Origin of the sequence: uncultured Clostridium sp. (assembly GCF_963527835.1) — a bacterium.
Classification (GTDB): domain Bacteria; phylum Bacillota; class Clostridia; order Clostridiales; family Clostridiaceae; genus Clostridium.
Map to the genome: position 1 here is coordinate 30,809 of NZ_CAURTC010000032.1, position 14,827 is coordinate 45,635.

9 protein-coding genes are annotated in these 14,827 nt (G+C 28.0%); 8 read left to right on the forward strand and 1 reads right to left on the reverse strand.

Annotated elements, in window-relative coordinates; translation table 11 throughout:
- Positions 1-180 precede the first annotated feature (180 nt).
- The 8 genes from RYM86_RS14085 (at position 181) to RYM86_RS14120 (ending at position 13,242) form a co-directional block, all read left to right on the forward strand.
- Entirely contained in the window at positions 181-621 is a 441-nt protein-coding gene (locus RYM86_RS14085; protein WP_315081265.1) for a hypothetical protein, read from the forward strand.
- A gap of 354 nt (positions 622-975) precedes the next feature.
- Complete coding sequence (locus RYM86_RS14090; protein WP_315081266.1) at positions 976-1,419, forward strand: 3D domain-containing protein; 444 nt, start codon at positions 976-978, stop codon at positions 1,417-1,419.
- Positions 1,420-1,689: 270 nt separating this feature from the next.
- Positions 1,690-3,603, forward strand: coding sequence for a sigma 54-interacting transcriptional regulator (locus RYM86_RS14095; protein WP_315081267.1), 1,914 nt, complete (start codon positions 1,690-1,692; stop codon positions 3,601-3,603).
- Between the two features lie 696 nt (positions 3,604-4,299).
- Positions 4,300-5,466 carry an iron-containing alcohol dehydrogenase gene (locus RYM86_RS14100; protein WP_315081268.1) on the forward strand — a complete coding sequence of 389 codons (1,167 nt, stop codon included), beginning with the start codon at positions 4,300-4,302 and terminating at the stop codon, positions 5,464-5,466.
- A gap of 466 nt (positions 5,467-5,932) precedes the next feature.
- Positions 5,933-6,820 (forward strand): sulfide/dihydroorotate dehydrogenase-like FAD/NAD-binding protein, encoded by an 888-nt coding sequence (locus tag RYM86_RS14105; RefSeq protein ID WP_315081269.1) that lies wholly within the window; start codon positions 5,933-5,935, stop codon positions 6,818-6,820.
- Positions 6,820-8,211 carry an NADPH-dependent glutamate synthase gene (gene gltA, locus RYM86_RS14110; protein ID WP_315081270.1) on the forward strand — a complete coding sequence of 464 codons (1,392 nt, stop codon included), beginning with the start codon at positions 6,820-6,822 and terminating at the stop codon, positions 8,209-8,211. Before RYM86_RS14105 ends, gltA begins: the two co-directional genes overlap by 1 nt.
- 392 nt (positions 8,212-8,603) lie before the next feature.
- Positions 8,604-10,643 carry a methyl-accepting chemotaxis protein gene (locus RYM86_RS14115; protein ID WP_315081271.1) on the forward strand — a complete coding sequence of 680 codons (2,040 nt, stop codon included), beginning with the start codon at positions 8,604-8,606 and terminating at the stop codon, positions 10,641-10,643.
- Positions 10,644-11,187: 544 nt separating this feature from the next.
- Positions 11,188-13,242, forward strand: coding sequence for a methyl-accepting chemotaxis protein (locus tag RYM86_RS14120; RefSeq protein WP_315081272.1), 2,055 nt, complete (start codon positions 11,188-11,190; stop codon positions 13,240-13,242).
- Between the two features lie 545 nt (positions 13,243-13,787).
- Here RYM86_RS14120 and RYM86_RS14125 read toward each other — a convergent pair.
- Positions 13,788-14,585, reverse strand: coding sequence for a histidinol-phosphatase HisJ family protein (locus RYM86_RS14125; RefSeq protein ID WP_315081273.1), 798 nt, complete (start codon positions 14,583-14,585; stop codon positions 13,788-13,790).
- Positions 14,586-14,827 lie beyond the last annotated feature (242 nt).

A 14,827-nucleotide genomic window follows, 5' to 3' on the forward strand; every position in this document is an offset into this window, starting at 1 on the left:
TTATCATAAAAGGAAGTTTTATGGTAAAGTGTATTCTATAGAAAGTTTATATTTCATTATAGATTTAAAAATAGAAAAATTTATTTTTTTAATAAAAAGTAAATTTAATGCTAGAATGTAATTATACTAAAATATAAATGTTAATTTAAAAATACAGTGTGAAAAATGGAGGGAAATATAATGGGCGTTGCATTTAAAGATGTTAATTTTAATGAGTTAGTTAATAAATTAGCTCCTTGTTGTTTGTCAGAAGAGCTATGTAGTACATGCACTAAAGAAAAATGTTTAATAGGATACGGTAAAGAATGCATAAAAGGGTGTTTGAAAAATAAGGTTACTTATGTTGAAGATGGATATAGAAATATTCCTATAACAGACACAAAATTATATGATAAGGATTATGTTATTACTGCTATAGCTGATATACTTAAAAGATGTAAAAGCTGTCAAGAAAATCACTATGACAACTGTATAATAAATGTTTTAAGAAATTGTTATGAAATAAGTTTATTTGGAGAAGGTCAAGAATATCAAGGAAGTGCATTTATGTATTTAAATGGTTTAAAAAGTATAAATGAAGAAATGGCAGATAAAATATTTGCTAAATATAGTGAGAAATAATAGTAAAAATAAAATTTATTTTAAAAGGTAGATTCAGATGGATCTACTTTTTTTATTCTTTAGGAAATTATATTACTAAAGAATATGTGGATAACTTTTAGAATACTGTATTTTAAAGATATTATGAGTACCCCTAGAGAATAAAAAATAATCATATGCCGCACCATTATTCCTGCACTGCGTTTGGAAAGGGTGCATGGCTAAAAAAAATCAACGGCTCCACAGTCGCCTTGGTGATTTTTTTATATGTAGATATTTATTAAATTTATATTATGTATATGTTTACATTGGAACGTTACATAAAAATGTGATATAATGGAAAATGGAATATAAAAATACAAAAGGAGAGATGGGATGTTAAAGAAGTATAAAGAGACAATATTTCTTAAAAATCTTAAAAAGAAAGTTACTGTATTTACAATAGCGATGATGAGCATTTGTGCACTTACAATAACTTTTTCCAATCATGAAGCACAAGCATATATTTCTAATGGAACAGATTATAATATTGAAATGATATGTCCTTCTACCGCATATTCTTCAGGAGATATGACAGCTAGCGGAATTCCATGCGTAAGAAATCCAGATGGGATTAGCACAATTTCAGTTGATCCAAGCGTATTTCCTTATGGTACAATTTTATATATAGAGGGATACGGTTATGCTGTTGCAGCGGATAGTGGGTCAGCTATAAAAGGAAATAAGATTGATGTATATTTTAACAGTGACGAAGAATGCTGTGAGTGGGGAGTAAGGGACGTAAAAGTTACATGCCTTGGAGATTCTTCAAGAAAATAAAAAATTATAAACATAAAAATGACTAAGGAATTTCAATGTTTCTTAGTTATTTTATTGTATAAATAGATTACAAATTAGAATATGGATGTAGCCACTTTGTTGATTAAATAAAAAAATAAAAAAGTTGAGTTATAATATTTTATATATGATTTCATAGTATTATAAACTCTAAGGATAGAATTAATTGTAAATACAATTAAACATAGATGGAAAATAAATAAAAAATATATTATATAAATAATCTAACTTAAAATGAACAGGAGACTTTTAATGAAGAGTAAAAGAATGGTGGTTGAAGATTCTCATAAGAGAAGTGAGAATTATGGAGTTGAAAAGAAATCAAGTTATTCAAAAAAGATTCTTTCGGGAATAGAATTAGAAAAAGTGCTAGCTGACAATAAAGAATTAATAGAAATATCAAAGCTATATATTGATATGGTTTTTTCAGCAGTTATGGATAATGAATTTATTATTGTTTTGACAGACAAAAATGGATGTATTTTATATATAAAAGGAGCAGAAGAAAATACTAGCAAATTAGATTGCATTAATCTTAAAGTTGGTGCATATATGGATGAACAAAATATAGGCACAAATGCTATGGGAACTGCTATTAAAGAAGATAGTTGTGTTCAAATAACAGCTAATGAGCACTATATAGAGGGATTACAAAGTTTAACTTGTTCAGCTGCACCTATTCATGATACTGATGGGAAAATAATAGGAACTTTAAATTTAAGTGGTAGGAGCAATATGAAGCATCCTCATACTTTAGGGTTAGTTGTTTTTGGGGTAAAGGCAATTGAAAATGAATTTGATAATAGAAAAATAAATAATATATTAACTCAGACTTATAATTATATGGAGAGTATTATAGATAACCTTGATAAAGGAATTATGATTGTTGATAAAGATGAGAAGATAGTAAATATTAATAGCTTTGGTGCAGAAATGTTTAATAAGCCTAAGGAATCATTATTGCATGAAAAATTACATTATATTTTGCCCAATATGGGCAATATCCTTGAAGAATTAGATCTGAATAAAAATAATGTAATTAAAGATGTTAAGTTTAAGCATACAAGTAAGTACAAGACTAGACTAGAATTTAAGGGAATTAGGCATAAGGAAAAGATAATTGGAATGGTTGTTACTATGATAAATGAAAAAGAAGAAAGGGATTTAAAAAATCCAACAGGAGCTTTTTGGACTTTTAATGATATAATAGGAGAAAGTGCTGCTATTGCTAATGTAATAATTAACAGCAAAATTATTTCTAATAGTCCTTCAACTGTTTTAATTCAAGGGGAAAGTGGAACTGGAAAAGAAGTATTAGCTCAAGCAATGCATAATTATAGTTTAAGAAGAACCAATAAATTTGTAGCTATAAATTGTGGAGCTATACCTATGAACATAATAGAAAGTGAACTTTTCGGATATGAAGATGGTACGTTTACTGGCGGTAAAAAAGGTGGTAAACCAGGAAAATTTGAAGTAGCTAATGGTGGAACTTTGTTTTTAGACGAAATAGGGGAAATGCCACTTGATATGCAAGTTAGGCTTTTAAGAGTATTGCAAGAAGGTAGGATAACTAGGCTTGGTGGAAGCAAAGAAATTTCTGTTGATGTTAGAGTAATTGCTGCTACAAATAAAAAGCTAAAAAAAGAAGTTGAAAAAGGTACATTTAGAGAAGATCTTTATTATAGATTATGCGTTATTCCTATAACATTACCTCCTTTACGTGAAAGAAAAGGGGATGTTGAAAAACTTATAGAATACTTTTTAAGAATAAAATCTTTTAAGTTAAATAAAAGAATTCCTAAAATTAATAAAGAATTATATAAGAATTTACTATCATATAATTGGCCAGGAAACATAAGACAGTTAGAAAATTATATTGAAAATATAGTTAATTTAGATGGGATTTTATCATTTGATTTAAGAGAAGATGGCGATGATGAAATAAGTGATGTTATGTCTGGAAAAGTTATGGACGAATGTTGTTATGAAAAATATAAAACTTATGAAGTTAAAGAAGAAGATTTTAATTTAGAAAAATTAGAAAAGCAAACTATTAAGGAAGCTATAAAATCTTATAATCATAATATGACTAAAGTAGCACAAGCATTGGGGATAAGTAGAAATACATTATACTTAAAAATAAAAAAATATAATATAGAGTAAACATGTTAAGGCTGTTTATATATGCATAAGTAAAGTGGACGGAGTAATTGAACTTAGGAATGCTAAAATGAGTATAGTCCCATTTTAGCTTGTTCCCAATATAAAATTAAGACAAGCAGTAAATATGAATATTAAAAGGAAACTCGACTTCGCTGAGTAAGTTCAAAAAACAAAATGTAAAATGTACTGTGTGAAAGTTCGTGTTTCCAAATATAAAATTTGGACACTTATTTTTGAATATTCATTTTTGATTATTTACTTTTTGATTTTCACTTAACAATTCTCAAAGTCCAATTACAATGCCACTGTACTAATTGCATATATCAACATTTATTTAAATTATGTTTATTTTTTATTTTAGTATTATAAGGAAAACATAGACTAATTTTTAACAGAAATTTTATAAAATAAAATATTACTTTATTATAAAGGTGTAATAAAAACTAACAGTGTCCTAAAATAATACGTTTTTATGTTGAAAAAGTGTATTGTTTTAGGACATTATTTTATTTAAAAATATATTTATTGTTTGAAGAATGGCTTAAACAGAAAAGATTGATAAAGTAATAACAATATGGCACGGTTCTTGCTATATATATTTATGTAAGTTATTTAACTTTAAAATAACAAAAAAACGATATATAAAATAATAAAAGTAATTAAGAAAATAAAGATATATTTTAGGAGGAACAGATTATGGCACGTTTTACATTACCAAGAGATTTATATCATGGTGAAGGATCTTTAGAAACACTTAAAACATTAAAAGGAAAGAAAGCATTCGTAGTAGTTGGTGGTGGATCAATGAAAAGATTTGGCTTCCTTCAAAAAGTTGAAGATTATTTAAAAGAAGCAGGAATGGAAGTACAATTATTTGAAGGTGTTGAACCAGACCCATCAGTAGAAACAGTAATGAAGGGTGCAGAGGCTATGAGAAACTTCGAACCTGATTGGATAGTTGCTATGGGTGGAGGATCACCAATAGATGCTGCAAAAGCTATGTGGATATTCTATGAATACCCAGATTTCACTTTTGAACAAGCTGTTGTTCCATTTGGATTACCAGAACTTAGACAAAAAGCTAAATTTGTAGCTATCCCATCAACAAGTGGTACTGCTACAGAAGTTACAGCATTCTCAGTAATAACAGATTACAAAGCAAAGATAAAATATCCTTTAGCTGACTTTAATATAACTCCAGATATAGCTATAGTTGATCCAGAATTAGCTCAAACAATGCCAGCTAAATTAGTAGCTCATACTGGAATGGATGCATTAACTCATGCTATAGAAGCATATACTGCATCTTTAAGATCAAACTTCTCAGACCCATTAGCTATGAAAGCAATAGAAATGGTAAACGAACATTTAGTTAAATCATTTGAAGGAGATAAAGAAGCTAGAAACTTAATGCATGAAGCACAATGTTTAGCAGGAATGGCTTTTTCAAATGCATTACTAGGAATAGTTCACTCTATGGCTCACAAGATAGGAGCTGTATTCCATATTCCTCATGGATGTGCTAATGCAATATTCTTACCATATGTAATTCAATATAATAGAACAGAATGTGAAGACAGATATGGTGATATAGCTAGAGTATTAAAATTAGAAGGAAATAATGATGCAGAATTAACTGATTCATTAATTAAATTAATCAATGATTTCAATGATAAATTAAATATTCCTCATTCAATGAAAGAATATGGCGTTGAAGAAGCAGACTTTAAGGCTAACGTTGAATTTATAGCTCATAATGCAGTATTAGATGCATGTACAGGATCAAGTCCTAGAGCAATAGATGACAAGACAATGGAAAAATTACTTGGATGTACATTCTACGGAACTAAAGTTAATTTCTAATATTAGAAGTAGTAAGAAATTTATATATTAGGTTATGTTTTAGTAGAGTATTGATATATACATAAGTAAAATGGACTGAGTAATTGAACTTAGGAATAATAAAATGATTATAGTCCCATTTCAGCTTGTTCCCAATGTAAAATCGGGACAAGCAATAAAGGTGACAATACTCATTAAATATTCTGAAAGTCCAATTACAATGCCACTTTACTCATTGTATATATTAACATATGTTAATAAAAAAATTTACTAGGTAATTTAACTTAGTGGCAGAAATTTGTTTATAGTTGATTTTCAATAATTTAATAAAAACAATAGCTCTCGCTTTAGAGAGCTTTTGTTATTATTAAGAATAATTTTCAATTAAAATCTATAAATTGAAAAATGTAACATAAATAGATATTGAAACCATTGATTACATAGATAAAAAGATTTAAAATTGATAAAAAACATAGGGGGACAAATGATGTATAAGATAGTTAGTAAAAGAGAGCTTACAAACAATATCTTTTTAATGGATATAGAAGCTCCAAGAGTAGCAAAATCAGCAAAACCTGGTCAATTTATTATTATAAAGAATGATGAAAAAGGTGAGAGAATTCCTTTAACAATAGCAGATTATAATAAGGATAAAGGAACTGTAACAATAGTTTTCCAAACTGTTGGACAAGGAACTAAACAATTAGCGGCGTTTGAAGAAGGCGACTATGTTTGTGACTTTGTTGGACCATTAGGTCAACCAAGTGAATTTGTTCATGAAAATTTAGAAGAACTAAAGAAACAAAATATTATTTTCATAGCAGGTGGAGTTGGTGCTGCACCAGTTTATCCACAAGTTAAATGGATGTATGAAAATGGAATGAAATGTGATGTTATAGTTGGTTCTAGAAATAAAGAATTATTAATCTTAGAAGAAGAAATGAAGAAAGTTGCAGGAAATCTTTACATAGCAACTGATGACGGCTCATATGGTTTTAACGGTAGAGTTACTGATTGTTTAAGTGATTTAGTTGAAAAAGGAAATAAATATGATCATGCCGTAGTTATTGGACCTATGATAATGATGAAATTTATGGCGGCTTTAACTAAAGAACTTGGAATCAAAACAACTGTTAGCTTAAACCCAATTATGGTAGATGGTACAGGAATGTGTGGTGCTTGTAGAGTTACAGTTGGAAATGAAGTTAAGTTTGCTTGTGTTGATGGACCAGAATTCGATGGACATTTAGTAGATTTTGATGAATCAATGAGAAGGCAAACTATGTACAAAAGTGAAGAAGGAAGAGCACAATTAAAGATTGAAGAAGGGGACACTCATAGCCATGGTGGTTGTGGATGTAAAGGTGATAAATAATGAATATGCAAGACAGAATGAAAAGAACACCTGTTACTGAACAAGCTCCAGAATTAAGAGCTAAGAATTTTGAAGAAGTATGCTTAGGATATAATGAAGAAGAAGCTATAAAAGAAGCTAATAGATGTTTAGGCTGTAAAAATCCTAAATGTGTTGAAGGATGTCCTGTATCAATTGATATTCCTGGATTTATAGCTAAAGCTAAAGATGGAGATTTTGAAAATGCAGCTAAAGAAATTGCGAAATATAGTGCACTTCCAGCTGTTTGTGGTAGAGTATGTCCACAAGAAAGTCAATGTGAAGGCAAATGTGTATTAGGAATAAAAGGTGAGCCTGTAGCAATAGGTAAATTAGAAAAATTTACTGCTGATTGGTCAAGAAAAAATAATATAGATTTAGCAAAAACAGAAGCATCAAATGGTAAGAAGATTGCTGTTATTGGAAGTGGTCCTGCAGGACTTACTTGTGCAGGCGATTTAGCTAAAAGAGGATATGATGTTACTATATTTGAAGCTTTACATGAAGCTGGTGGAGTTTTAGTTTATGGAATACCTGAATTTAGACTTCCTAAAGAAAAAGTTGTTAAAGCTGAAATTGAAAACATTAAGAAATTAGGAGTAAAGATTGAAACTAATGTTATCATAGGAAGAACTATAACAATAGATGAATTAATGAAAGAAGAAGGATTTGATGCAGTGTTTATTGGATCAGGTGCTGGACTTCCTAAATTCATGGGTATAAATGGAGAAAATGCAAATGGAGTATTCTCTGCAAATGAATTTTTAACAAGAGTTAACTTAATGAAAGCTTTTAAAGAAGGATATCATACACCGGTTAAAGCTGGTAAAAAGGTAGCTATAGTTGGTGGCGGAAACGTTGCTATGGATGCAGCAAGAACTGCTTTAAGATTAGGTGCAGAAGCTCATATAGTTTATAGAAGAAGTGAATCTGAACTTCCAGCAAGAGCAGAAGAAGTACATCACGCTAAAGAAGAAGGAATAATATTTGATGTTTTAACAAATCCAACAGAAATCTTAAGTGATGAAAATGGCTGGGTTAAAGGAATGAAATGCGTTAAGATGGAACTTGGTGAGCCAGATGCTTCTGGAAGAAGAAGACCAGTTGAAGTTGAAGGATCAGAATTTGTTATGGATGTTGATACTGTAATAATGTCACTTGGAACATCTCCAAATCCACTAATATCTTCAACAACTGAAGGATTAGATATTAATAAGTGGAAATGTATAGTTGCAGATGAAGATGGATTAACTACTAAAGAAGGTGTCTATGCAGGTGGAGATGCTGTTACTGGTGCTGCAACAGTAATACTTGCTATGGGTGCTGGTAAAAAAGCAGCAGAAGCTATAGATGGATATTTACAAAGTAAATAATTATTTAATTAGATAAAATAAAAAGTGTGCTATTTTTAGTATGTAAAGATTAAATAATAAATTTAAAAAAGATGATTTCTGTATTTTCAGAGATCATCTTTTTTGCTTTACGTGGAATTTAAAAATGTATTTGCCAATTTATAATCAATATTAAAGTAGGTTTCAACTTAAAAGTATAAAAATGGAAAGTTAGGGTTGTATATTAAAAATAAACCAAATTTCAATTATTGATTTATACTTATTTTTAAAATATATTTTAAAAAGTTTTTATAAAATCATATTATTTTTAGAAAAACTTTAAAAAAATGAAGAATTATCAACGTTTTTGTAAAGTTAAGTTTTTTTATTTCGACAATATATAGAGAAAAATATTGTGAATGAGGTGTTATAAAATGTCTAGGCTTAACTTTTTTAAAACAAGTATACAAGGTAAAATAGCAACTGCAGTAGGAGCTATTTTATTACTTACAACAGTAACGCTTACAACAACTTCAAGTGTTTTAAGTAAAAATGCTATGGGAAAAACTATAAATGAGACTTTTATAGCTGATGCGATGGGTTCAGCTATAAGTATAAAGGGAACTATAGAGAAAGAACAAAATGGACTTTTAATTTATCAAGACAATTATGAAATTAATAATTTATTAAAAATGTCAGCTGCAGGGCAACAGGAAACTGAGGAATTTAAAGAACTACAGCAAAAAATTACTTATTCAATGGAAGAATATAATTCTAGAAAATCAGAAGTTCAAAGAACACATATTATAGATATAAATGGTAATGTAATTGCAAGTTCTTCTCCTGATGCAATTGGAACATCATTCACAGATAGAGTGTATTTTAAAAGAACTATAGAGACTAAAAAACCTTCTACTTTGGATGTTGTAAAATCAAAAGCAACAGAGAACTTAGTAACAGGTGCTACATTACCACTATTTGATGAGAATGGCGAAATTTTAGGTATTACTACTATATCTATTGAAATGGAATCTTTTGGTAAAACAATAGATGGATTTAGAAATGAAGATGAAAATGTACATAATTTTGTAGTGGATAATAACGGTATGGTAATATACCATGATAATAAAGAATTAGTTGCACAAGAAAGTGGAATACCAGAAATAGATGAAATATCTAAAGATTTAAGTAAAAATAGAGGTATGGTACAGTATGAGGACAATAGTGTAAAGAAGATGGTATCTTACGCTAGAGTAGAAGGCTTAGATTGGGTAGTATTTTCAGGTGGTGAAACAAGTTCTCTTATGTCACCAATAACAAAAATAAATAATAAAATAATGATAATGTCATTTTTAGCAATAGTAATTGGATTAGCTATAATATTTATGGTAAGTAAGTTACTTACTAAACCAATCAAAGAATTAACAGGGATTGTGAATAAAGTTGCTGATGGTGACTTGAGTATTAGAGCTAAAGAAGGAAATTCCAAAGATGAAGTAGGTCAATTATCACAATATTTCAATAAAATGTTAGATAACTTATCAGCATTAATAGGTAACGTTGGAGAAGCGGTAGAAAAGATGGACGAAGCATCTAATACATTAAGTGCTGTAACAGAAGAAGTTTCTGCATCAAATTTAGAAATAAAGAGTTCTATGGAAGAAATATCAGAAGGAACTTATTCTCAAGCTAAAGATATAGAATCAACTAATCAACAAACTAAGGAACTTGGCGAAAGAATAGAGGCATTAAATAGTAAAAATACAGAAATGGAATCAAATAGTAAGGATATAGTTAGAGTAATAAATGATAGTAATGAAAAAGTAGACTTTTTAAAACATTCAGGAGAAGAATCTGTAAATAGTTTTAGAAATGTACAATCTACTGTAGAAAATCTTATAAATGAAATGAAAAATATATCTAACATGGTACTATCTATAAATGGAATATCTGAACAAACTAATCTTCTTGCATTAAATGCATCAATTGAAGCAGCAAGAGCAGGGGAAGCAGGTAAAGGATTTGCAGTGGTAGCAGATGAAATTAGAAGTCTTTCAGAGCAAACAGGTAAAGCAACTCAAGATATACAAAGTATAATAAGTGGAGTAGAAAATATAGCTACTAAAACTAAAGAATCAATATATGTGTCTTATGAAGTTAATAATCAACAAGCAGTAGCATTTGATCAAATGGAAGTATCTATTAATGAAATGAGCTCTGTACTTCAAGAAATGATAAAAATAACTAAAGAAATAAATAGTGAAATAATTACAATAGATGCTAACAAAGAAGAGGTTAATGCGTCAATAGAGCAAGTATCTTCAGTAGCACAACAAGTGGCAGCATCATCACAACAAGTAACAGCATCATCACAAGAACAATTACAAGCTTTTGATGTTGTAACTACTAATTCTCAAGAATTAACAGTACTATCAGAACAGTTAAAAGAATCATTAAGGGTATTTAAAATATAGTTAAAGGTTAAGATTGTGAGTAGAGATAGAATAGAAAATTTAATAAATTTTAATATATTATTCTTAAAGTTTTTATAAGTTCAATCGAAACTAAAATATAGATACTTTTACTAATAAAGGATATTTAATATTTTATGTGTAAATACATGTTTTAAATATAATTATATAACAATTAAAGAATTATCATATTTTATCTCAAAATTTTAATATATAGTGGAGTATTACAAAATTATTTTATATTGTTTTGTAATACTCCATTTGCCTATGTAAATATTAAAAAACATATGTAATTACTATAAATGTTAATTGAGCAATAAACTATGTTATTAGTAAATTTAAATTATGTTAAAGTAAAATTTGCTATTAAAATATTTTATAGATATAGATATAGATATAGATAGTTAGTTAGATCTTTTTAAGAAAATTTTTAATTAAAAAGTTTTTTTATACTTATTATCTTTAATATTGAAAGGAGGATTGTACCTTAAAACTAATAGCATTATAATATAGTAATTATTTATTAATGAAAAAGGGGGAGTTTTTTATGAGATTTAAAAAAATAAGTACAAGAATGCTTACAATTCTACTGTTTGTAACTATTTTATCAATGGTTTTGCTATCGGGTATAAGCTATAAAAGTAGCAAGGATATTATAGACAGCCAAGTAGAAGAAAACATGGAAGCAAAATTAAATTCTACAGTAAATGCAATAAATCTTAAGATGCAAGAAATTTCATCAATGTCTAGTCAACTTGCATTAAATGTTGGGTCAACTTATAAAACTACATATTTATCGCAATATGAAGAAATGATTGGAAAGATGATATTTAAAAGTGATTTGGTACTTGGTGCTGGAATTTGGTTTGAACCATATGATTATGACGCAAATAAAGAGTATGTTGGACCATACATTTATAAGGAAAATAATCAAGCCTTAATAACATATGACTATAGTAATGCTGAATATAATTATTTTAATTATGCTTGGTATAAAAATGCTAAGAATAATAGCAAAGAAACGGTATTTAGTGATTTATACTATGATGAAACATTGGATACTATAATGAGTACTTGTGCCACACCTATATATGATCCGAATAATAATTTTATTGGAGTAATTAGTGTTGATATGGAAATTTCATCAATTCAAGATTTAATAAATAATTGTAAGATTGGTGAAAATGGAAAGGTTTTATTATTAAACAATCAGGGGAAATATATAACTAACAATGATGATAAAAAAATAATGAAAACTAAAATTAATGAGGATGAGAATAAATCACTTTCAGAATTCGGAAATATTTTATTAAATAATACTAATGGTAAAAGTAATTTTTCTATTGATGATACAAAGTATGAAGCCTATTATACTACGGTAGAGCCATTTGGATGGAAGTTATTTATACAAATACCGATTTCAGAATTAGATAAACCAATAAATGATTTAATGTCTAAACTTATAATAGTAGTTATTTTGGCCATGATATTAACAACATTAGCTATAATATGGCAGGTTAGATATTTAACTAAAACAATAAAAAAAGTTAACAATTTATCATCTAGTTTATCAAATGGAGATTTTTCTATAAATGAACTTGAAGTGACATCTGAAGATGAATTGGGACAAATGAGTGAATCACTAAATAAAATGTTATTAGAAAATAAGAATATGATACAAGAAATATCTGATGATGCAAACAAAGTAAATAGCATAACAGAAAATTTAAATAAATCAACTGAATCTCTAGTAGAAAATTACAAGGTGATTAAAGATTCAGTTAAAAACATAAGTGAATCTATGCTTAATTCTAGTGCTACCACTGAAGAAGTTAATGCTTCTGTAGAAGAAGTAAACTCCTCAATAAGTTTATTGTCACAGGAAACAATTAGAAGTCATGATATGGCAAAAGACATAAAGGTGAGAGCATACAATATAGAAAAAATGAGTAATGATTCTTATAATAAAGCAACTAGTTTATCAAAAATTCATGAAACAAATCTAAAACAAAGTATTGAAAATGCTAAAATAGTTGAAAATATAGGGGCTATGGCTAAAGCTATTTCTGATATAGCAGAACAAGTTAATTTATTATCACTTAATGCTTCAATAGAAGCTGCACGTGCTGGTGAACAAGGTAAGGGATTTGCAGTAGTTGCATCAGAGATAGGTAACCTTGCAGCACAAACATCAGACACTGTAAAAGAAATCATTGAAACTATAGGTAAGGTACAAGAAGCATTTAATAAATTAACTAATGATTCTACTCAGATGTTATTATTTATTAAAGATACTGTAACTCCAGATTATAAAGAATTTGTTGGAATAGCTAATCAATACGATAAGGATGCAAATGATATTGAAGATATATCTATAAAAATATCTGAGATGACTAATAGCATTGAATACATTACACATGAAGTTGGAGATGCAATACAAAATATTGCAGAAGCTTCTCAAGATACTGCATCTAATAGTGGAGAGATTGTCTCTAGTATAGAATTAGTTTCACAATTAGTTGAGGAAATATCTATTATTGTGGAAAATGAAACAGAGGTTTCAGATAATCTTAATTCTATGGTTAAAAAATTTACTTTATAGTGTATTTTATTTAGAAAAATTTAAATATGGATATGTTTTAGAAGCGTATTGATATATGCATAAGCAAAGTGGACTGAGTAATTGAACTTAGGAATACTAAAAATGAGTATAGTCCCATTTTAGCTTTCTCCCAATATAAAATTGAGACAAGCAGTAAATGTAAATATTAAAAGGAAACTCGACTTCGCTGAGTAAGTTCGAAAAGCTAAATATAAAATGCACTGTGTGAAAGTTCGTGTAGCCAAATATAAAATGCACCATGTGAAAGTTCCTGTTTCCAAATGTAAAATTTGGACATTCACTTTTGGGCACTTACTTTTAGGTTCTCACTTAACTATTTTCAAAGTCCAATTACAATGCTACTTTGCCTATTGCATATATCAACACTAGCCTAAAATGTATATAAAATTTAATGGAGAATTGAGAGGTTAAAGTGGAGAGTTCATGGTGAAATCCCATAGAGGAATTTTAAAATAAGTTTTCAATAAATAACTCTCAACTCTCCACTATGAACTAAAAAAGCGTGGTGAAGCCGCTTTTTTATGTTATATTTTTATGAATTCAGGTTTCATATTATTGAATTTACAGATATATTTATATCCTATAGAACCTAGAACATCATGAATATAATCAAATTTAGTAGCTATTTGGGTAGGAATATGTGAATCTGAACCTATAGTAAGTATTTCACCACCTAAATCTTTATACATTTTAAGAATGTTCTTAGATGGTGTTAAATCAGGAAGATTATATCTGAATGATGAAGTATTAATTTCTATTCCTTTACCAGAATAAATAACTTTTTTTAAGATTGCTTCTAAGTAGTCAGAAAAAATTTCATCTTTTAAAATTGTATCATAATTTCCATATCTTTTTATTAAATCAACATGTCCTAAAACAGAGTAATCATCATATAAGTTGATTATTTCTAGTAAGCTTTTATAATATCCTTCATAAGCTTCATGTTGAGTTTTTCCTTTGTGAAAATCACCAGTAAATAATTCATTTCTATCTATAGTATGTATAGAACCAATAACAAAATCAAAGTCATTTTCTTTTATTTCCTTAGAACAACGTTCTAAAACTTGAGTTTGAAGTCCAATTTCAATACCTTTTTTTATAGAAATTTTATCTTGGTATTTGTTTTTATAAAAATCTATATCTTCAAAGTATTTATCATAATCAACTTTAACATTGGGATTTCCTAATACATCATAATCAACATGATCAGTAAAACAAATTTCTTTAAGTCCTAACTCAATAGATTTTTCTATCATATCCTCCATTGGAGTTTGTGAATCTTCAGAATAATTACAATGCATGTGGTAGTCATAATAAATCATAAAAAGCCTCCTTAGTAAATTGTTGGTATATGTATATCACTTTACAATTTCATATATCAATACTTATTTAAATATCTTACTTTAAGTAATTTTAATACTAATTTTACTATATTACAAAATAAAATATTTTTTTATTCTTTAAAAATTTATATTATTAAAGAATTTGTGGATAACTTTTAGAATACCATGTTTTAAAGGTATGATGAGTACCTCTAAAGAATAAAAAATAATCATATGCCGCA

What these genes read in the sequence shown, in the direction of transcription:
- gltA (WP_315081270.1), top strand. Translation starts at nt 6,820, where the DNA reads ATGAATATGCAAGACAGAATGAAAAGAACACCTGTTACTGAACAAGCT.
- RYM86_RS14085 (WP_315081265.1), top strand. Translation starts at nt 181, where the DNA reads ATGGGCGTTGCATTTAAAGATGTTAATTTTAATGAGTTAGTTAATAAA.
- RYM86_RS14090 (WP_315081266.1), top strand. Translation starts at nt 976, where the DNA reads ATGTTAAAGAAGTATAAAGAGACAATATTTCTTAAAAATCTTAAAAAG.
- RYM86_RS14125 (WP_315081273.1), bottom strand. Translation starts at nt 14,585, where the DNA reads ATGATTTATTATGACTACCACATGCATTGTAATTATTCTGAAGATTCA.
- RYM86_RS14115 (WP_315081271.1), top strand. Translation starts at nt 8,604, where the DNA reads ATGTCTAGGCTTAACTTTTTTAAAACAAGTATACAAGGTAAAATAGCA.
- RYM86_RS14105 (WP_315081269.1), top strand. Translation starts at nt 5,933, where the DNA reads ATGTATAAGATAGTTAGTAAAAGAGAGCTTACAAACAATATCTTTTTA.
- RYM86_RS14095 (WP_315081267.1), top strand. Translation starts at nt 1,690, where the DNA reads ATGAAGAGTAAAAGAATGGTGGTTGAAGATTCTCATAAGAGAAGTGAG.
- RYM86_RS14120 (WP_315081272.1), top strand. Translation starts at nt 11,188, where the DNA reads ATGAGATTTAAAAAAATAAGTACAAGAATGCTTACAATTCTACTGTTT.
- RYM86_RS14100 (WP_315081268.1), top strand. Translation starts at nt 4,300, where the DNA reads ATGGCACGTTTTACATTACCAAGAGATTTATATCATGGTGAAGGATCT.